This is a genomic window from Snodgrassella sp. W8132 (genome assembly GCF_016100865.1).
GTDB lineage: Bacteria > Pseudomonadota > Gammaproteobacteria > Burkholderiales > Neisseriaceae > Snodgrassella > Snodgrassella alvi.
The window spans coordinates 1,319,398-1,339,295 of record NZ_JACFRQ010000001.1; the positions used below are offsets into that span (position 1 = coordinate 1,319,398).

General features: G+C 41.5%; 18 protein-coding genes. 4 read left to right on the top strand and 14 right to left on the bottom strand.

All coding sequences use genetic code 11. The annotated features are described in order from the left end of the window. Positions 1-110: 110 nt before the first annotated feature. Positions 111-386 carry a hypothetical protein gene (locus H3U82_RS05830; protein WP_025330303.1) on the top strand — a complete coding sequence of 92 codons (276 nt, stop codon included), beginning with the start codon at positions 111-113 and terminating at the stop codon, positions 384-386. Between the two features lie 193 nt (positions 387-579). Here the strand turns inward: H3U82_RS05830 and mpl are convergent, their stop codons facing one another. Both mpl and H3U82_RS05840 read right to left on the bottom strand, forming a co-directional pair. Next, the gene (gene mpl, locus H3U82_RS05835) at positions 580-1,983 is read right to left on the bottom strand and encodes a UDP-N-acetylmuramate:L-alanyl-gamma-D-glutamyl-meso-diaminopimelate ligase (RefSeq protein ID WP_198209629.1); all 1,404 of its coding nucleotides are present in this window, start codon (positions 1,981-1,983) and stop codon (positions 580-582) included. Between the two features lie 242 nt (positions 1,984-2,225). Next, positions 2,226-2,642 (bottom strand): hypothetical protein, encoded by a 417-nt coding sequence (locus H3U82_RS05840; RefSeq protein ID WP_025330301.1) that lies wholly within the window; start codon positions 2,640-2,642, stop codon positions 2,226-2,228. Positions 2,643-3,299: 657 nt separating this feature from the next. On the opposite strand from H3U82_RS05840, the gene H3U82_RS05845 reads away from it, so the two are divergent. Next, positions 3,300-4,340, top strand: coding sequence for an alpha/beta fold hydrolase (locus H3U82_RS05845; RefSeq protein ID WP_198209631.1), 1,041 nt, complete (start codon positions 3,300-3,302; stop codon positions 4,338-4,340). A 144-nt stretch (positions 4,341-4,484) separates the two neighbouring features. Here the strand turns inward: H3U82_RS05845 and pnp are convergent, their stop codons facing one another. After that, positions 4,485-6,608 carry a polyribonucleotide nucleotidyltransferase gene (pnp, locus tag H3U82_RS05850; protein ID WP_198209633.1) on the bottom strand — a complete coding sequence of 708 codons (2,124 nt, stop codon included), beginning with the start codon at positions 6,606-6,608 and terminating at the stop codon, positions 4,485-4,487. Between the two features lie 429 nt (positions 6,609-7,037). On the opposite strand from pnp, the gene H3U82_RS05855 reads away from it, so the two are divergent. Continuing rightward, entirely contained in the window at positions 7,038-7,613 is a 576-nt protein-coding gene (locus H3U82_RS05855) for an acyl-CoA thioesterase (protein ID WP_084585679.1), read from the top strand. An 84-nt stretch (positions 7,614-7,697) separates the two neighbouring features. On the opposite strand, the gene rpsO is transcribed toward H3U82_RS05855, so the two are convergent. Further along, a complete protein-coding gene (gene rpsO / locus H3U82_RS05860; protein WP_025330297.1) occupies positions 7,698-7,964 on the bottom strand; it encodes a 30S ribosomal protein S15 in 267 nt (88 codons plus the stop codon). 87 nt (positions 7,965-8,051) lie between these two features. Beyond that, positions 8,052-8,975, bottom strand: coding sequence for a tRNA pseudouridine(55) synthase TruB (gene truB, locus H3U82_RS05865; protein ID WP_084585680.1), 924 nt, complete (start codon positions 8,973-8,975; stop codon positions 8,052-8,054). Between the two features lie 816 nt (positions 8,976-9,791). Between truB and adhP the strand changes: the two genes are divergently transcribed. Beyond that, entirely contained in the window at positions 9,792-10,805 is a 1,014-nt protein-coding gene (gene adhP / locus H3U82_RS05870) for an alcohol dehydrogenase AdhP (RefSeq protein ID WP_025330295.1), read from the top strand. A gap of 64 nt (positions 10,806-10,869) precedes the next feature. On the opposite strand, the gene nagZ is transcribed toward adhP, so the two are convergent. From nagZ to H3U82_RS05915, 9 genes are all read right to left on the bottom strand, one after another. After that, positions 10,870-11,967 carry a beta-N-acetylhexosaminidase gene (gene nagZ / locus H3U82_RS05875; RefSeq protein WP_084553997.1) on the bottom strand — a complete coding sequence of 366 codons (1,098 nt, stop codon included), beginning with the start codon at positions 11,965-11,967 and terminating at the stop codon, positions 10,870-10,872. Positions 11,968-12,134: 167 nt separating this feature from the next. Beyond that, the gene (locus tag H3U82_RS05880) at positions 12,135-13,607 is read right to left on the bottom strand and encodes a DegQ family serine endoprotease (RefSeq protein WP_198190184.1); all 1,473 of its coding nucleotides are present in this window, start codon (positions 13,605-13,607) and stop codon (positions 12,135-12,137) included. 80 nt (positions 13,608-13,687) lie between these two features. Next, positions 13,688-14,329 (bottom strand): endonuclease III, encoded by a 642-nt coding sequence (gene nth / locus H3U82_RS05885; RefSeq protein WP_198190185.1) that lies wholly within the window; start codon positions 14,327-14,329, stop codon positions 13,688-13,690. Positions 14,330-14,341: 12 nt separating this feature from the next. After that, positions 14,342-14,992, bottom strand: coding sequence for a thermonuclease family protein (locus H3U82_RS05890; RefSeq protein ID WP_198190186.1), 651 nt, complete (start codon positions 14,990-14,992; stop codon positions 14,342-14,344). 163 nt (positions 14,993-15,155) lie between these two features. Beyond that, positions 15,156-15,824: a ribose-5-phosphate isomerase RpiA gene (gene rpiA, locus H3U82_RS05895; RefSeq protein WP_198190187.1), complete on the bottom strand. Its 669-nt coding sequence runs from the start codon at positions 15,822-15,824 to the stop codon at positions 15,156-15,158. Between the two features lie 87 nt (positions 15,825-15,911). After that, complete coding sequence (ispF, locus tag H3U82_RS05900; protein WP_198209635.1) at positions 15,912-16,394, bottom strand: 2-C-methyl-D-erythritol 2,4-cyclodiphosphate synthase; 483 nt, start codon at positions 16,392-16,394, stop codon at positions 15,912-15,914. Beyond that, positions 16,391-17,098 (bottom strand): 2-C-methyl-D-erythritol 4-phosphate cytidylyltransferase, encoded by a 708-nt coding sequence (gene ispD, locus H3U82_RS05905; protein WP_198209637.1) that lies wholly within the window; start codon positions 17,096-17,098, stop codon positions 16,391-16,393. The genes ispF and ispD overlap by 4 nt, the downstream gene beginning before the upstream one ends. After that, the gene (dnaQ, locus tag H3U82_RS05910; RefSeq protein WP_174833055.1) at positions 17,095-17,835 is read right to left on the bottom strand and encodes a DNA polymerase III subunit epsilon; all 741 of its coding nucleotides are present in this window, start codon (positions 17,833-17,835) and stop codon (positions 17,095-17,097) included. The genes ispD and dnaQ overlap by 4 nt, the downstream gene beginning before the upstream one ends. Positions 17,836-18,437: 602 nt before the next feature. After that, complete coding sequence (locus tag H3U82_RS05915) at positions 18,438-19,829, bottom strand: TolC family protein (protein ID WP_232336112.1); 1,392 nt, start codon at positions 19,827-19,829, stop codon at positions 18,438-18,440. Positions 19,830-19,898 lie beyond the last annotated feature (69 nt).

The following is a 19,898-nucleotide window of genomic DNA, read 5'->3' on the forward strand; positions in this document are numbered from 1 at the left end:
GAAAAGTAACTAAATATTTAAGAAACAAATTCCTTGAATATTTATTTTTTTCTAATTAATATAATAAAAATTAAACAATTTATTAGATTTTTCTAAATAAGGAATGGATTATGAAATTATTAAAAATATATGGGTTAATGGCTTTATTATTGTTGCTGGGCAATTTTCATTCAGTACCAGCTCGTGCTACAGCTCCTGCGGCATTGATTTCGCAAACGCTGGACTGCCAGCATCTGGCGAATTTAACTTATACTGAAATGAATCCAACCCAGATTAAAGTAGCCAAAAACTGTGACCAGCGTGAAGCTGCACAAAGCTGGCAGAATGCATACGGGAAAATGAATCATACTGAAATGGCAAAAGCTACGGTTTATGAGGCTTCCTGAAATATTGTATCGCTCCGCTTCTGTTGTACTATCAACCATGTAATTTCATTATTTTTTATATTTACCCTGATACCGCACCGTTTTAAAACGCACATAAAATAAAAGCCTGAGTACCTGAAATAACAGATAGCTACGGCCTTTAGAAAATCTGAACAGAGGTTATTGTTTTACCTTGAATTCAGTACAAAAATAATTAATTATTTGCTTTGTGTTGTAACTGAGTCAGTAATTGCTGATGAATACCACCAAAGCCGCCATTACTCATGATCAGAATATGATCCCCCTGCTCTGCCTGTGCAGTGATAGCTTCAACCAGTGACTGCATATCCTGAAAAACTGCTACTTTATCATGTAACGGACTTAGTGCAGCCGCAACATCCCAGTCAACCCCACCGGCATAACAGAATACTTTATCCGCTTCTGCCAGACTGGCAGGTAAAGCAGCTTTCATAGTACCCAGCTTCATAGTATTAGAGCGTGGTTCAAGCACAGCCAGAATACGTGCATTAGCGACTTTCTGACGCAAGCCGGCAATAGTTGTGGCAATGGCTGTCGGATGATGAGCAAAATCATCATAAACCGTAATATCGTTAACAACACCTTTGACTTCCATGCGCCGTTTAACATTCTTAAAACGAGACAATGCTGCACAAGATTGCCGGATCGACACACCTGCATGACGTGCCGCAGCAATTACTGCCAGTGCATTCATACGGTTATGCTGCCCCAGTAGTTTCCACTCTATATGTCCCACCTTTTGTTGCTGATAGAGTACATCGAAGCCACCGGTTGCAGAAATTTCACCAATCTGCCAATCCTTATTCAGACCAAAGCCTTCTACTTCTGACCAGCAGCCTTGCTGTAAAACTTCATCCAGTGCAGCCGATTGTTCATTAACGACAATCAGCCCTTCACCGGGAATTGTACGAATCAAATGATGAAACTGAGTCTGAATTGCTGCGAGATTGGGGAAAATATCCGCATGATCATATTCCAGATTGTTCAGAATTGCCGTACGCGGACGATAGTGGACAAACTTACTGCGTTTATCAAAAAAAGCTGTGTCATACTCATCTGCCTCGATGACAAAAAACGGGCTGCACTTTGGTTCAGATGCGGATTGCTCAGCAGGTGGTACCTGAGGCAGGCGCGCTGATACAGCAAAATTTTGCGGCACCCCGCCAATCAGAAATCCGGGAGCCAGACCAGCATCTTCAAGCACCCATGCCAGCATACTGGCTGTCGTTGTCTTACCATGAGTGCCGGCTACTGCCAGTACCCAGTGCTGTTGAAGGATATTTTCTGCCAGCCATTGCGGGCCGGAAGTATAAGGTAAGTTACGATTAAGGATAGCCTCAATGACAGGCATGCCGCGACGGGCAACATTACCAATTACATAGACATCAGCAGGATAACTGTCCAGCTGTGCTGCTTCAAATCCTTCCACCACATCAATGCCCAAATCAGCCAGCTGTGTACTCATGGGCGGATACATTTTGGCATCACAACCAGTTACTTGATAGCCTGCCTGTTTGGCTATAGCGGCAATTCCTCCCATAAATGTTCCGCCGATACCAATGATGTGGATATGCTGCATTTCTCTGTCTCTATGCGATGAAAACCAGCATTATAGACTTTCCTCATATTTACTACATGGATGTTTTGTATTTTCTGTACACTATCACTGCTAAAATTAAATTCAAAATACAAACCGGCACTGAAATACAGAAAACAGACTATTATGATTAATTTAAAAGGGTTTGTATTGAATCATTATAAATATTTGATTATCAAATATATTATTATCTGCTAATACTGAGAAATAATTATTTGGTGTTTTTATGAATATTTAATAATGTAACGCTGAAGGATATTTTTCAAATTTCTTTTTTGCCATTTCGCGACAAGAATAAAGTTCGGGACTTTTATAAGATATTCCTTTTGTTTAAATTTAAATGTCAGCTTGCCTCTGATAAAGCCTGATTTGAAGCTTAGTTCAGAAACCTCTGTCATAGGAATAACAGTAATTGCATCTGTTATATTTGTATTCAAGGTTAAACCAATCAGAATTATTTTTTCTGCATTAAAATAAATAAGCAGATGTTTAATAAATAATCCAGAAAATTGAGTTATTACAATCTTTAGCCATAATTTTGCATCTATTGATCCATACAATATTGATGAACTGTCGAATTTTGGTAATTTATGCTCTTCAAAATATGCTTCGATATTTTCTAACTTTAAACCATTACTCATATAAGATATCCGTAATTTTTAAAAAATTCAAAATTTCTTTAATCCTGTCAATATAATAAATATATTTTAGTTTATCCACAATCATAATACCTGATATTGTTTTTCCCAGTTTTTATCCACGTATCTGTCAGTGTATGCGATAAGATGAATAAATACACATTATTCCTGTGATTATTGGGATGGTGTTGCACATAAACTGTGGATAAGTAATTTATAGCCTTGTTATATATAAATTAAATTTAACTGCCTATTTTTTAATCAGCAAATTATAACTGAATCAATTTTCCTTGATTCCGTTGCATAAACTGCTCTGACAATATCTGTTTGCAAACAGCAGTATAGCCCTCATATCTATAATAGACATAGTTGCTAGGACATATCAAATTCAGTATTGTCTTGTTGAACTCGCTGATTATTTTGAAATGCTGATAAGTTTCCACCGTTATGATGTTAATCGGAATGGTTTTCTGAAAAGCTGATTATCTTTATCATAAAAAACAAGTAAACGCTGAATTTTATATTCATTTCCGGATTTGAATTTGATTTATATAACGGAATATTGAACATTGATTACTGCTTTGATAATGGCTTTGATTTATTCCTTATTATATTATTTGAAATTATTATAACAACACTCCCTTATTAAAAAGGGATGCAATGATTAAATTACTTTTTTGCTTTATCAATTCATTTATTTTACTTTTTCCACTTATCTCCAACGCTTCAGAACATATTGGTTTTAAGCGAATTCACTATGATATACATGATGGAAGACCATTAGATATTGCTGTTTGGTATGTCACTAATAATAAGCAAAATTCAATAACTATAGCTGATAATGCTATTTTCGAAGGTTCTGAAGTTATTGCTGATGCAGTACCGGAAATAAAGAATACTAAATCGCCATTAATTTTACTTTCACATGGTTACGGTGGGAGCTGGCGAAGTTTAAGCTGGCTTACACATGCATTAGCTGCAAAAGGATATATTGTTGCAGCTCCTAATCATCCGGGGACAACTGGATTTGATCAGAATACTGAGCAGTCAGCCAAACTATGGTTACGGCCGCAAGATTTAAGTAAAACTATTGATGCGCTGGCTGAAAATCAAACATTCTCAAATATCATTAATTTAAATCAGATTTCCGCTATAGGCCATTCGCTTGGTGGTTGGTCAGTAATTGCACTTTCCGGAGCCAGATTTGATACAGAGTCCTTTAAGAAAGATTGTAATAAATATTCATATTTAAAAGCTTGTCATTTGATATCTGAACTTGGTTTGGCAAATTCAGAGCTTAATAAGAATATGTCAGACCCCAGGATAAAAGCATTCGTATCATTGGATGCTGGTTTGACAAGAGGGTTTACCATTGAAAGCTTACAAAAAATCAAAATACCATCTCTTATTATTGGTGCAGGAGTTGATATAGGTGATACAAATACACAACTTGAATCGGGTTATGTACAAGAATTTCTACCAAAATCCTCCTCAACTTATATTATTATTCCAGATGCAATGCATTTTAGTTTTATCCAAATTTGTAAATCTGATGCAATTGATATATTGAATCAGGAAAAAGAAGGAGAAGGAATTATTTGTAAGGATGGCGGCAGCCGGAATAGAAGTGAGATTCATCGTGAAATTACTCATCTCATTGTTGATTTTTTATCTAAGACATTTTCAAATTATAAAAACTGATTTCAAAAAACTGCTTTAAATGATGCAGTTTCTTATTATTCTTATAATGGGTTATACCCCTTATAAATGATGTAATACTTCTATTTTGCTACAAAAAAAGACTGCCTTATATGTAAGGCAGTCTTGAATACTCAATATTAATGATTAATTTTCAGCCGGTTTTTGTTCTTGCGGTGCCTTTTCAAGCAAAGCTTTGATTGACAGGCGTACACGGCCGCGATCATCAATTTCCAGTGCTTTTACTTTAACCTGCTGACCAATTTGCAGGTAATCGCTTACATTTTTCACACGATCATGTGAAATCTGGCTGATGTGTACCAAGCCGTCTTTACCCGGCATAACTGATACGATAGCACCAACATTGTTATCCAGAATCTTGATTACTGTGCCTTCGTATACTTTACCCACTTCTACTTCAGCAGTAATTTCCTCAATACGGCGTTTGGCCGCTTCTCCTGCTTCACTGGTGCTGGCAGCAATGGTAATCGTACCATCTTCGGCAATATTAATTTCAGTACCGGTTTCTGCGGTTAATGCACGGATAGTTTCACCACCTTTACCAATAACATCACGAATCTTGTCCTGATGAATTTTCATGGTAAATAAACGTGGTGCATGTGCAGATAATTCTTGCGGACCTTTTACTGCTTCCTGCATTTGTCCGAGAATATTCAAACGAGCTTCTTTCGCCTGAGCCAGTGCAATCTGCATGATTTCCTTGGTAATTCCCTGAATTTTGATATCCATTTGCAGAGCAGTCACACCTGTAGTGGTGCCGGCAACTTTAAAGTCCATATCACCAAGGTGGTCTTCATCGCCCAGAATATCAGTCAGTACAGCAAATTTATTGCCATCCAGGATTAAACCCATGGCTATACCGGCAACATGGCTTTTCAAAGGAACGCCGGCATTCAGCAAACTCAGACATCCGGCACATACGCTGGCCATGGAAGAAGAACCATTGGATTCAGTAATTTCAGACACCACACGCATGGTGTAGCTGAAATCTTCAACATCAGGCAATACAGCCAGCAGTGCACGTTTTGCCAGACGTCCGTGCCCGATTTCACGGCGTTTTGGTGCACCCATACGACCTACTTCACCGGTTGAGTATGGCGGGAAGTTGTAATGCAGCATAAAGCGGTCGGTATATTCACCACTCAGAGCATCAATAATCTGTTCATCACGCTGGGTGCCTAGTGTTGCTGTAGCCAGTGACTGAGTTTCACCACGGGTAAACAAGGCAGAACCATGTGTACGCGGTAATACGCCGGTCCGGATATTAATAGGTCGAACAGTACGGGTATCACGGCCGTCAATACGCGGCTGGCCTTCCAGAATCTGGCCACGAACTACTTCTTTTTCCAGATCTTTAAAAATACCGCGAATCTGGTTAGCCAGTAATGTATCAGTTTCTTCGGTAATCAAAGCTGCTTCAACAGCAGCCCATGCTTCATCTAGTTTTGCTGTACGGGCTTGTTTTTGCTTGATTTTAAATGCTTCATCAATAGTTGCACCAGCCAGCTCGCGCACTTTGGCAATCAGGCTTTCATCAGCAACAGGAGCCTGCCAGTCCCACATTTCCGGATTAACTTCATCAGCAAATTCATTGATGGCACGGATGGCTGCCTGCATTTGTTCATGACCGAATACTACTGCACCCAGCATGGTTTCTTCAGACAGTACATCTGCTTCAGATTCCACCATTAATACGGCTTTTTCAGTACCGGCAACAACTAAATCCAGTTGTGACTGAGCCAGCTGAGTTTTAGTCGGATTAAGAACATATTCACCATTGACATAGCCGACACGGGCTGCACCAATCGGACCGGCAAAAGGTACACCTGTTAGCAGTAGTGCAGCTGAAGCACCTAGCATGGCCGGAATATCTGAATCAATTTCCGGATCAACTGAAACTACCATGGCAACTATCTGGATATCGTTGTAGAAACCTTCCGGAAATAAAGGACGAATCGGACGGTCAATCAGGCGGCTGGTAAGGATTTCTTTTTCACTTTGTTTACCTTCCCGCTTAAAAAATCCGCCCGGAATTTTACCGGCTGCATAGGTGCGTTCCAGATAATCTACGGTCAGCGGAAAGAAATCCTGACCAGGTTTAACTTCTTTAGCAGCTGTAACGGCTACCAGTACCACAGTATCGCCCATAGAAATTTTTACTGCACCGGCTGCCTGACGGGCAATTTCACCAGTTTCCAAAGTAACTGTCTGATTGCCGTATTGAAAGGTTTTAATGTGTTTATCAAACATATTGTGTTTCCATTCTAATTTTTTGCAGATACCGCACCTGCTAAAAAACCTAACAATGTACACGTAACTGACATATACATAGGTAGGGTTTCTGGCCGGGCGTGATTTGCAAAATGATTATTGATGAGGTTTTAATCAAGCCTGTAACAGGCTATAAATACATTTTGTATTATGGTCAAATTCTAACATATATTTTTTACCTTATCGCAAACTCAATAACTGTCCTGACGCTGGTTAAGCTCAGGATATGCATTTTTGGTCTTTTTCAATCTGCCATAAAAATATTTATACTGACCGTATATTTTTTCTTTACCAAAAATCATTAATATTAAAATTATTTGCTTATATGTTAGAATTGATTTTACTAATGTAAATTACCATATTGGTTCAACCGGATCTGGCTGTACCTGTATTATTGAGGACAAAGTAATGTCTGAATTTTTGTATAAAAAACCAACTGACAGTGATGTACTGTTATCTGTAGTGATGCATCCGGAAGATACCAACGCAAACAACACTATTTTTGGCGGACGTATTCTGGCTTTAATGGATCAGGCTGCGTATGCATGTGCCTGTAAACACTCACGTTCTGTAACGGTAACAGCAGCTATTAATACAGTTAATTTCCGTACGCCAATTTATGTGGGTGATTTGGTCTCAATTAAAGCACGGGTCAATTATGTAGGTAAATCGTCCATGATGATTGGTATTCGTGTAGAAGCGGAAAATCTGCTTACCGGAGAAATTCGTCATAGTAATTCCAGTTATTTCACCATGGTCGCCATTGATTCTGCCACCGGTAAACCACAGTCTGTACCCGGTCTGATTCTGGAAACATCCAATGAAGTACGCCGTTTTGTACGCTCATATACTCGTAAAATGGAACAGCAAGAAGCTTTGAAAGAATTTCAGGCAAAAGCTTTTCATTTAAATAAGGATCATCTGGACTGGTGTCAGACACAGAATGCGCGTTTGAATCCGGATTTATATAACGAAATAGGATAATCAAATATTGCCTGAATGGTTTTAGTTTGATGTATAAAAAAGCCGCCTCTTTTAAAAGGCGGCTTTTTTTCAGATGGAGAATGCTTATTTACGCAGACCCAGACGTGCAATCAATTCGCGGTAGGTATCCGGTTTAGTGCGGCGGATGTACGCCAGTAAACGACGACGGGAGCTAACCATTTTCAACAGACCACGACGGCTGTGATGGTCTTTCGGGTTAGCTTTAAAGTGACCAGTCAGATCATTAATACGGAAAGTCAATAACGCGATTTGTACTTCAGAAGAACCAGTGTCCCCTTCGGCACGTTGATAATCTTTAATAATTTGTGCTTTTTGTTCAACAGATAACATGTAATTTACTCTTAAAAAAAGCCTTACGGCAGACAAGTTGGCCAAGCTAATATATGTCATTAACAAATACCAACTCCGGATACATATTTAACTGATATAAGCCGTATTCATCAGACGCAGCACTTTCAAACGCCTGCTGGGAGCCTGATATTGCACCAGCCCGATAAAGCGGCCATCAACAGCATAAATACGCAAGGGGCACATTGTGCCATAATTTTGCTCAGAATGCACGGCTACACCATGCTGTAACTGCAAAATATCTTTATCATTCAGAGTGACAGCCGGAAAATGTTGTACGAGTACATCACAAGGCAAAAGCCAGTTATCCCGTGCAGCTTCATCCAGATTACTGATTGCAGCAAGTGAATGAGTCTGTTCAATGGTAAAGCCGGCAGTAGCAGTGCGGCGTAATGCAGTCAGATGCGCTACAGTTCCCATATGTTTGGCCATATCTTCAGCCAGAGTACGTATATACGTTCCCTTACTGCAACGCACACTGATAACCAGCCGCGGGAAAGTAAAGTCAATAATATCTATCTGATAAATCGTTACCTGGCGGCTTTTCCGTTCGATGGTGATACCTGCACGGGCATATTCATATAATGGCTTGCCCTGATATTTAATAGCTGAATACATAGGCGGTGTCTGAGTAATTTCACCACTAAAAGCAGAAATGGCTGCCTGTACCTGCGCCAGTGTAATCACAGTATCGGAAGTGGCAACGATTTCACCTTCAGCATCACCTGTGCTGGTAGCCGCACCCAGCTGTAAAGTCGCTATATAAGCTTTATCTGCATCCAGAAGATACTGAGCAAATTTAGTTGCTTCTCCAAAGCATACGGGTAACAAACCTGTTGCCAGCGGATCCAGTACACCGGTATGCCCTGCTTTGGCCGCACCATATAAAAAGCGCGCCCGCTGCAAAGCACTGTTACTGCTCATTCCGCTGTCTTTATCGAGTAACAGCACGCCATTAAGAACGCGTTTGCGCCGGCTAGTCTGGGTATTCATGATGTTGTTTATCTAATTTCAGTTTCAGGGTCATTAGGCGAGCGCATCATAACATGCTTTATCCGGCCTATTCAGGATTAGTCGCTTTTTCGATCAGAAACAGGCTTGAGAACCAGTACTGGCTTTTAAAATTATTGGTTCTGCCGATAACAGAATTTCGGACATCTATATTTTCAAACTTAAAAACTGACTATAAAAGCATCTTATCAGGATGCACACAGATGACATAATTACCAGATTTCACTATCAGTGAAATCTGCGAACCCAGATAGGTGTATAGATCAGATGTATATGCCGATAGTCATACTATTCCTGATTTCCAGCGATGTTTACCCATGTGACAGTTAATTTTGCATACTGTTTTATTGTCTTAATTTAGGTGTGCATGCCTCTATGCAGATTTTATGTTTTCTTACCTGAGCAGATCTGATTAGCAGGACAATAGCAAAAAAGAATCATTGAAATTTATTAAAATTTCTTATAAATATATGGTATTTTGCTGCAATTAAGTCTTACGCAGATGCTTTATTTAGAGTTACAATTATTTTATATACTAGTGCTGGTACTGCACTGATATATCTGTCAGAATAACTGGTAGAAAATAAATATTTTAATCCTGTTTTAAATGACATTTAATCGGTAATATGAGGTGCATTTACACCTCTGAATAATTTTCTGTCATTTTTATTCAGGATTATATTTATACCGGTATCGATTTTATCCGGTAAATGATTTTCTGGTTGTACCGGTCTGTTTATCTGAGAACAGAAACTAACAGACTAAACACTTCTTCTTTACTGATGAAAAGGGTTCATTATGAAAGCAGCCGTAGTAACAAAAGACAAAAAAGTTGCCATCCAGGATAAAGCTGTACGCCCGTTGAAAGCCAATGAAGCATTGCTGAAAATGGAATGCTGTGGCGTTTGCCATACCGACTTGCATGTAAAAAATGCGGATTTTGGTGACGTAACCGGTGTAACACTGGGACATGAAGGTATTGGAGTAGTAACTGCTGTAGGTGAAGATGTTACTTCTTTAAAAGTGGGTGACCGTGCCAGTGTTGCCTGGTTCTTTGAAGGCTGCGGACATTGTGAATATTGCAACAGTGGTCGCGAAACCTTCTGCCGTGAAGTTAAAAATGCCGGCTATACTGTAGACGGTGGTATGGCTGAAGAATGTATCGTTGTAGCAGATTATGCAGTTAAAGTACCAGACGGACTGAGTTCTGAAGCAGCCAGCAGTATTACCTGTGCCGGTGTGACAACCTACAAGGCAATCAAAGTATCACACATCCAGCCGGGTCAGTGGATTGCGATTTATGGCCTTGGTGGCTTAGGTAATCTGGCGTTGCAGTATGCCAAAAACGTGTTTAATGCTAAAGTAATTGCTATTGATGTCAATGAAAAACAACTTGAGCTGGCACGCGAAATGGGCGCAGATATGACTCTGAACCCTGCTAAAGAAAAAGTAGAAGAAATCATTCAGGAAAAAGTAGGTGGTGCTTACGCTGCTGTGGTTACAGCTGTAGCTAAATCTGCTTTCAATTCAGCCGTAGCCTCTGTACGTGCCGGCGGACGTATTGTTGCTGTAGCCTTGCCAGTTGACACTATGGATCTGAATATTCCGCGTCTGGTTCTGGATGGTATTGAAGTGGTAGGTTCACTGGTAGGTACACGTGAAGATTTGCGTGAAGCATTCCAGTTTGGTGCAGAAGGTAAAGTAGTACCAAAAGTAACTATGCGCCCTCTGGAAGATATCAATGATATTTTCGATGAAATGACTGCCGGTAAGTTTACTGGTCGTATGGTAATCGACTTTAAAAATGCCTGATATCTGTTAGGCAGTTTAAAAAAGCCATAGTTTGACTATGGCTTTTTTGTTGTCCGGAAAATAATTAGCAGGCTTCGCCCACCTGAACACCATTGAGAGTATCCTGAGCAGAGGCCAGACTGGCAACCAGTTGCTGAGCTGCCTGAAATTCAGGTGTCTGCATAGTAGCAACGTATTCTGTTGCACTCCCCTTACCGGCAATCATCTGCCAGCGCTGTGCCAGCCGGCTGATATCCGGCCAGACAAAATCGGTCAGCAGATTATCTACCCAGTCTGGTTTATTACATACCAGAGCAATATCACAGCCGGCACCAAAAGCCTGCGCTGTACGTGCATGGATATCACCGGCACAGCTGGCTCCTTCCATAGTTAAATCATCAGAGAAAATCACCCCATCAAACTGCATTTTATCGCGCAAAACACCCCCCAGCCAGATAGTGGAGAATCCTGCCGGTTCTGTCGGATCAACTTTAGGATATACCACATGTGCGGGCATGAGTGCCGGCATACCATTATGAATTAAATCTTTAAATGGCTGAATATCATCAGCCCACAATTCTTCCCAGCTGCGGTTATCTTCCGGTAAGGTAAGATGGCTATCACCACTGACGGCTCCATGTCCGGGAAAATGTTTGCCACAGCAAGCCATACCACCACGAGCCAGACCACGTTGCAAAGCTATTGCCAGAGAGCTGACTACAGCCGGCTGCTGATGAAAACTGCGATTACCAATAACAGCACATTCACCCCAGTCCAAATCCAGAACAGGCGTAAATGATAAATCTATGCCACAGGCACGTAATTCAGTAGCCAGCACCCAGCCTACTGTTTCGGCCATTTTGTCGGCCATTGCTGCACCATGCTGCTCCCAGCACTGTCCCAGAGTACGCATGGCCGGCAATCGGGTAAATTCGGGAATAAAGCGCTGTACCCGCCCGCCTTCATGATCAACAGCGACAATAAGTTCCGGTGTTCTTAATGTTTTAATTTCAGCAACCAGCTCGGTTAACTGAGCACGGGATTGATAATTGCGCCGGAACAGAATCACGCCACCAATGGCCGGATGACATAAACGTTCACGTTCAATATCACTTAACCTGAACTCTGCCACATCAGCCATAACCGGACCACGTGCTAATGCTTTGGGATGTACTGACAACATAAATTATTCCAAAATTTTTCTGAATGAATCGCGCGGTCTGACCTGAAAGTGATCCATCATTAACAATGGAACAATTAAAAAAACCTGCATAATGGTGTAAACGACCTGTGCGATTAACTGATAACCCAACTAGAACATATCCAAAAGACAATATCTTTATAAAAAAATTACGGCAACATCATAGCAATAAACAAGGTATTGTTTGCACGCCTGATTAACAGAGGTACATTTTTTCCACTGGCTGCTACTGCATTATCAAAATCTTTTTCATCATGTACCAGTTTCTGACCAACGGCGATAATAATATCGCCACGACGTAAATCTACCTGTGCAGCCAGCCCGCTGATGTCTTCAATAATCAGCCCCTGAGCTGTTGCCCTCAATACCAGACCGAGACGGTGTTCGGCAAAACTGGTTCCGTCAGTTGGCATAATGGTACTACTGGCAGAACTGGCCGGATTAGCTACAGCCGGAGACACATTATCCAGCGTTACCCTGATTTCTTCTTTTTGACCTTTACGCCAGATACCCAGAACGATTTGCTTACCTGGTGGCAGTAAACCAACTTTCACCGGCAAATCGCTTGAATTCTTTAGCTCATCGCCATTCACACTTTGTACGATATCACCGGATAATAAGCCTGCTTTAGCTGCCGGTCCGCCGGCAACAACTTGAGTAATCAGCGCACCATTAGCTTTATCCAGACCAAAAGATTTGGCCAGATTATAGTTGACTTCCTGAATAACTACTCCAAGCCGGCCTCGCTGTACCTTACCAGATGTTTTCAATTGTTCGGCTACATTCATGGCCACATCAATCGGAATGGCAAAAGAAATACCCATAAAGCCACCACTGCGGCTGTATATCTGTGAGTTAATTCCTACTACCTGTCCCTTAAGATTAAATAATGGTCCACCTGAATTTCCGGGATTAATAGCCACATCAGTCTGGATAAACGGCGTATAGTTTTCTTCCGGCAGACTGCGTCCTTTGGCTGAAACGATGCCGGCAGTCACACTATTATCAAAACCAAACGGCGCACCAATGGCCGCTACCCATTCTCCGACTTTTAATTCTTCAGGATTACCCAGTTCTACAACCGGTAATTCATCGGCATTGATTTTTAATAATGCAACATCAGACTGAGCATCAGCACCAATCAGTTTTGCCTGAAATTCACGTTTGTCATTCAGTAAAACCTTAATATTATTCATACCGTTGACTACATGAGTGTTGGTAAGAATATAACCATCCTTACTGATAATAAAACCTGAACCAAAATTATATTCATCATCATTTGCCTGCGGGGTTTGCGGTACATTTGGCAAAAGGCGTTTGAAGTATTCGTAAAACGGATCATTGTCAGGCAAAGCATCCGGACCGGCTTCATTATCGATATTACGGTTATTGCGTGTAGCCTGAATATTGACTACTGCCGGACCTTGCTGGTCGACCAGCCGGGTAAAATCGGGCAACAACATAGCTACCTGATTGCTGTTCCCATCAGTACCGGCAGGTATTTCCTTCACAAAACCCTGACCGTCCTTATTTTTGCCAAACCATTGTTCCAGCCTGTCACAACCTGCTACTAACAACACTGACAAAATTGCCGTCAACATATATTTGCGATTTATCCGCATCCACTTCCCTAACTTTTTTGTTTTCTTACACAAGCAAAGATTAATAATATTGTAACGAAAAGAGGCGTTAAGTTACACAATCAGACGGTTAAAGTCGTCTTTGCCGGGTACTCACACAAATCATTTATCAGACATTGCTCACACAGCGGTTTACGCGCTTTACATATGTAACGTCCGTGTAAAATAAGCCAGTGATGTGCATTAAGTCTGAACTGTTTCGGCACTACCTGCATTAATTTATCCTCAACTTCACGTACCGTTTTACCCGGTGCCAGACCAGTACGATTACATACCCGGAAAATATGCGTATCTACTGCAATCGTTGGATGACCAAAAGCTGTATTCAGCACAACATTAGCCGTTTTTCTCCCTACTCCCGGCAATGCCTCCAGCTCTTCTCTGGTTTGCGGTACATCTCCGTTATACAGCTGCACCAGAATCCGGCAAGTTTCCATCACATGTTTGGCTTTGGTTTTATATAAACCGATGGTCCGAATACACTCCATAACTTTATCTATTCCTAACTCCAGCATAGCTTGTGCCGTGGGTGCCATTCGGAATAAATGTATAGTGCATTTATTGACAGAAACATCCGTTGCCTGTGCCGAGAGCATAACAGCTATCAATAATTCAAATGGTGAATGATATATCAGCTCTGTAGTCGGATTCTGACAGACGGCCTGCAAACGAGTGAATATTTTCTTGCGCTTTTGTGCATTCATGAAATTAAACCATTATCGGTTTTTTTGTTGCTGACGAAACTGCCACGGTGCTATTGCACTGGCATTGTGCCATAAACCGAGACGATTTTGGCGCGCCTGTATCTGAGCACTTTGATAACGGCCAAAACCTAATCGATCCTGCTGCTTTTTAGCAATTGAGTCGTAATGCCATGCATATCCCTGCTGAACCATCCATAAGTTAATATCTGCATTATTCAATATAATCTGACCAACTTCACGCTGATACTGATCTATAGCAACCACATTGACATCAACATACTTACCCTCAATACGTGCTTTTAAGGCATCGCGACTGGCTATACCATAAGCTTGTTTGATTTCCGGCGCATCAATATTAGCCAGACGAACTTTATGCGTATGCCCATCCTTGTCTCTGATATGCACAGTATCTCCATCATGCACACTGTCAACATTACCTGAATAGCGTCCTTTACTGGCTACTGCCCATTTTTTTCCTCTTACAGGCGGCTTACCATTAAGCAAATCCTGTACAGAGCGCACAATACTGTCCGCTTTCTGTGTCCATTCCGCTAAAGGTGCAATTATACTTTCCGGCAACCACACTTTAGCGATTGTCAGAATAACAGCCACCCAGACCAGAATTTTACGCCAGTTAGTCAGAATTTTTTTTCTTTTATGCATTTATCAGAAAACCACATTGTTAAATATACCCGGCCTGAACAGAATAAATCACAGACAGTAAAATAAACCCTTAAAACAACAGCAGCCAGCTACCCTTTTTTCAGGTAACTGGCTGCGCAGATATTAATTAATTGTATTATTCAATACTTCTGCTGCAGCAAATTCAGACTCTGGCAGTTAATACCTTGACACCATTGCTGCAACCCAGCACCAGTAAATCAGCTGGATGGTGAGTAAACAAACCATTTTCTACTACACCGGGTATCTTATTAATGGCATCTTCCATTTTAATCGGCTCATCAAAGTTCAGATTAGCTACATCCAGAATCTGATTACCATGATCAGAAGTAAAACCCAGACGCAGTTCAGGCTCTCCACCAAGTTTCAGTAGCCGGCGCGCTACCAGTGAACGAGCATTGGGTGTCACTTCCACTGGTAACGATACATGACCAAGACGACTGGTATATTTACTTTCATCAGCAATACAAATGAATTTCTCAGCAGCACTGGCAACAATTTTTTCATTTAACAATGCACCGCCGCCACCTTTAATCATCTGCAATAAATGATTGATTTCATCAGCTCCATCAATGTACAGCGGTAAACCATTCACTTCATTGAGTGTTACTTCCGGAATACCAAATTTTTTCAAAGTTTCACTGGTCAGGGCAGATGTGGATACTGCACCTTTAATCTGCTTTTTACTTTGTGCCAGTGCCTCAATAAAAAAATACACGGTAGAACCGGTACCAATACCCAGATACTCGTTTTCATTGACATATTCAACAGCTTTTTGCGCTGCCTGACGTTTCAACTCATCCTGTGTGGCCATTCTACTGCTCCTTGATCAGCTTAACTTTAAGTACATTTCAAACAATAATTATTCCTGCACGAAATTATAACTGATGCCGCAACAGGATTAAACTGCCGTCAGCAATACGACTGCCTGAGCCTCAATAGCTTCCTTCCGCCCCAGATAGCCTAATTTTTCATTGGTTTTACCCTTAACATTTACTGCATCCACAGCTATATTCAAATCAGCTGCAATATTCATGCGCATCTGATCTATATAAGGACGCAATTTCGGCTCCTGAGCAATAACCGTACTATCAACATTGACTACACGCCAGCCGGCAGCCCGAACGGCAGCACAGGCACCGCGTAACAGTACACGGCTATCGGCATCTTTATTTGCAGCAGCTGTATCCGGATAAAGCTTGCCAATATCACCTAAAGCAGCTGCACCCAGCAGTGCATCGGTAATCGCATGCAATAGTGCATCTGCATCAGAATGACCAAGCAAACCTTTATCAAAAGGAATTTTTACGCCGCCAAGTAACAATGACCGCCCGCTAACGAGCTGATGCACATCATAACCCTGACCAATTCTTAAAGAACTCATTTAATGGTGTCCTGCTGTAAAAAATAGCTAGCCAGTAACGCATCCTGCGCACTGGTGAGTTTCAAATTGCGTATGTCCCCTGCTACCAGTAATGGAGCCAGACCAAGCGCCTCTACGGCAGAAGATTCATCTGTAATCACATCTAAATCTGCCTGTGCCAGTGCTCTGGCCAGAATACCGGTACGAAACATTTGTGGAGTCTGAGCTTGCCATAAACCTGTTCTGTTCACTGTCCGGCTTACCTGCTGTTGCTCATCTGCCTGTTTAAGCGTATCTGCTACGGGAAGCGCCAGTAACCCGCCTACCACATGATCCTGCACAGCAACTAATAAACGTTTTACAGAATCCGTACTCACACAGCAGCGAGCGGCATCATGTACCAGTACCCAGTCGTTATCCTGTACATTAAAATATTTTTGCGCCTGCACAATCCCATTGCGCACAGTTTGCGCCCGCGTCGCTCCGCCACAACGCAGGATATGCACATCCGGCGGTAATAAATCTGCCGGATAGACAGCATCGATATATTCATCCTGTTCTGATACAACAATCAAAAACAGATCAATTGCACTGATTTGTGCCAGTCGCGACACTGTGTGCTGTAATACAGTCTGACCGGCTAAAGTAACATATTGTTTCGGACATCCGGCACCAAAGCGTGCTCCGACACCCGCGGCAGGAATCAGCACTACATGCCGGGTCATACAGATTTATCTCCGTTATTTTCCTGCCATTTCCGCCACATACAGGGTTCACCAACTATTTTATCCAGCGCCTGTAAATAAGCTTCATGTTCAGCCAGTTCTTCTGCACTGGGTTCCACTACTGTTAACCCAGTATGCTTTATCTGATATTTGCTGTCTGCAATCTGATTTTCACTGGCAGCAGCAGTAGCCATCAGTTCATCTACCAGACTGAACTGGCTTCGGGTCATGGCCAGATAAACTTCACCAAGTAATTCACAGTCAATCAGTGCACCATGCAGTACACGCTTACTGCGGTCTACTTCCAGCCGCGTACATAAAGCATCCAGCGAATTTTTCTGTCCCGGATATTTATCACGAGCCATTTTGAGCGTATCAACTATCCCACTGGTAATTGTTTCAATCTTGGGCATACCCAGACGCTCAAACTCCATATCCAGAAAGCCTTCATCAAACGCAGCATTATGAATAATCAGTTCGGCACCATGCAGGTAGTCGGCAATCTGCTGAGCCACACCGGCAAACACCGGTGCATTCATTTCCTGTAGCTTTTCCAGAGTAATTCCGTGTACTGCCACAGCTTCGTCTGGAATATCGCGCTCAGGATTAATATACAGATGCAGATTATTTCCGGTAAGGCGCCGGTCTACCATTTCTACACCGGCAAATTCAATCAGGCGATCACCATTGTTTGCATACAGACCGGTGGTTTCAGTATCAAGAATAATTTGACGCATATTGATTCAATGCTTTATGCGGTTGAACACCGCTGACTTAAAACTCCGATAATACTAAAAAATCAACTCCGGTGCATAACAGCGGTCCGTGCCGGTAAAACAAATTACTCAACAGGCAAATCCAACAGATGACTATTACAAACTAATAGTCATCAAACGGTTTTATCCGGATAAAACATTAATTTTTGGTATTTTTTGTCATAGTCTCTATTAACGGGTATATATACCACTATTTATTTTTCTTTTAAAAACAAAACTATAAATAAAATTCTCATTTATTTTTGCAAATAATAATAACTATCATTTGCAATTAGAAAACATTTTGTTTATGATGCATCTATGTTCACGAAACGACACAAATATTCACAAATATTTTGCAGCCATTTCTGAACATACTCACAGATTTAAAATAGATTGTTTTTGTTCAACAATTTATTTAGCACTTTTCTATTGGTAGTGGTTTGTGTTCCTTTTTGCGCCCCCTTTTTGAGGGGCGATTTTTTTTGTTAGTCATTAGTGTAATAAAAACAGAAAAATAATTCAATTATCAACCAACCTATAAAAAGCCGGCCTGTATATTTTCAAACAGGCCGGCTTGAATATTATTGCGGCTGATAGCGTCCGGCCATAGCCTGATAAATCAGATTTTCATTTTGCAGGACACTATAACGGTTGTTTAACACATTTTGTGCCGAAGAATACTGTGTATTCAATGCATCCAGCCAGTCACTAAGCGGATTAGTACCGTATTGATAGCGGGCATGGTAGTAGCGACTGTTTTTTAAATCGTACTGGTATTTTTGTTCATTATTGGCCAGAGTATTGCGGCTAAGCGTGTATTGCCGGTAATAGCGTTCAACTTCATTAAGGGCAGTAGTCAGAGATTGTTCAAAAGTCAGTTTTGCACTTTCAAAATCTGCCTTAGCCTGCTTGTTCTGCCAATACAGAGTCTGCCAGTCGAGAAAAGGCAAATTTACATTAACACTTGCCGTACCGACAGGAAAATGTAAAGCCGAAGAAGCAGCCTCAGAACGCGAATTAACCGCACCATTTAGGCTAATACTCGGATACCAGCTACGTTTAGTTGCCTGCTGACTGGAAAAAGCAGATTGCAAACGATATTCTGCCGCACGTAAATCAGGGCGATTAGCCAGTACAGACAATGGCACATTCAGATTCACTTCACTCAAATGAATCTGATTTAAAGATGTTGGTTGAATATCCGTTACCTCACCCGGACGCTGATTAAGTAAATTATGCAGATTCTGCAATACTTCCAGCCGGTTCTGCTGCAATGAGGTCAGATTATTCTCTGCGCTCAGTAATGATTGTTTGGCATTAGTGGCATTAATGCTGCTGACTTTACCTACCTGATACTGTGCCTGAGAGATTCTGGCAATCTGCCGGTATTGTTCAATACTGTCTTTGGTTAAACTGATTGCACCATCAATGTAGGCAAGATGAAAATAATTATCGACGACACTATTAATCAGTGAGAGTCTGCTGGCAGCCAGATCCTCTTCACTGGCCTGATATTTCCAACGTGCCGCATTGGTATTGGCACGAATTTTCTGCCATACGTCCAGCTCATAACTTAATCCGAGCTGGCCGGTAAAATTACGGCTGGACACCCCGCCATGTTTCAGATCTTTGGAGCTGCTGGCGCCAAGAGAACCACTGGCATTCGGTACCAGATCTACTGCTGTCAGGCGGGCACTATAACGTGCTTTTTCAGCTGTCAGTGCTGCCTGACGCAAATCAACATTATTAGCCAGCGCAGTATGTACCAGCTGATTCAGAGTGTCATCATGGTAAATTTCCCACCAGTTAGCATTAACCTGATACTGCGCAGCAATTTCTGCACTGCTTAGCATTCCGGCTTTATGCATGCTTTGCTGCGGATAGGAACTATGCGTAGCACAGGCGGTTAACAGCAGACTCAGACTCAGCATCCATACTGTACTGCGTTTTTTCACAAAATTATCTCTCATCATCGTAACTTTTTATTCTGACGCTTACTGCATTAATCAATGCAGTACAGCCATTTCCGCCAGATTTAAATT

Bases quoted from the DNA above. Each gene is read 5' to 3' on its own strand.
- H3U82_RS05915 (WP_232336112.1), bottom strand. From the start codon at position 19,829: ATGATGAGAGATAATTTTGTGAAAAAACGCAGTACAGTATGGATGCTG.
- pnp (WP_198209633.1), bottom strand. From the start codon at position 6,608: ATGTTTGATAAACACATTAAAACCTTTCAATACGGCAATCAGACAGTT.
- adhP (WP_025330295.1), top strand. From the start codon at position 9,792: ATGAAAGCAGCCGTAGTAACAAAAGACAAAAAAGTTGCCATCCAGGAT.
- H3U82_RS05855 (WP_084585679.1), top strand. From the start codon at position 7,038: ATGTCTGAATTTTTGTATAAAAAACCAACTGACAGTGATGTACTGTTA.
- ispF (WP_198209635.1), bottom strand. From the start codon at position 16,394: ATGAGTTCTTTAAGAATTGGTCAGGGTTATGATGTGCATCAGCTCGTT.
- ispD (WP_198209637.1), bottom strand. From the start codon at position 17,098: ATGACCCGGCATGTAGTGCTGATTCCTGCCGCGGGTGTCGGAGCACGC.
- H3U82_RS05890 (WP_198190186.1), bottom strand. From the start codon at position 14,992: ATGCATAAAAGAAAAAAAATTCTGACTAACTGGCGTAAAATTCTGGTC.
- mpl (WP_198209629.1), bottom strand. From the start codon at position 1,983: ATGCAGCATATCCACATCATTGGTATCGGCGGAACATTTATGGGAGGA.
- H3U82_RS05830 (WP_025330303.1), top strand. From the start codon at position 111: ATGAAATTATTAAAAATATATGGGTTAATGGCTTTATTATTGTTGCTG.
- rpiA (WP_198190187.1), bottom strand. From the start codon at position 15,824: ATGGCCACACAGGATGAGTTGAAACGTCAGGCAGCGCAAAAAGCTGTT.
- H3U82_RS05880 (WP_198190184.1), bottom strand. From the start codon at position 13,607: ATGCGGATAAATCGCAAATATATGTTGACGGCAATTTTGTCAGTGTTG.
- H3U82_RS05840 (WP_025330301.1), bottom strand. From the start codon at position 2,642: ATGAGTAATGGTTTAAAGTTAGAAAATATCGAAGCATATTTTGAAGAG.
- nagZ (WP_084553997.1), bottom strand. From the start codon at position 11,967: ATGTTGTCAGTACATCCCAAAGCATTAGCACGTGGTCCGGTTATGGCT.
- dnaQ (WP_174833055.1), bottom strand. From the start codon at position 17,835: ATGCGTCAAATTATTCTTGATACTGAAACCACCGGTCTGTATGCAAAC.
- rpsO (WP_025330297.1), bottom strand. From the start codon at position 7,964: ATGTTATCTGTTGAACAAAAAGCACAAATTATTAAAGATTATCAACGT.
- truB (WP_084585680.1), bottom strand. From the start codon at position 8,975: ATGAATACCCAGACTAGCCGGCGCAAACGCGTTCTTAATGGCGTGCTG.
- H3U82_RS05845 (WP_198209631.1), top strand. From the start codon at position 3,300: ATGATTAAATTACTTTTTTGCTTTATCAATTCATTTATTTTACTTTTT.
- nth (WP_198190185.1), bottom strand. From the start codon at position 14,329: ATGAATGCACAAAAGCGCAAGAAAATATTCACTCGTTTGCAGGCCGTC.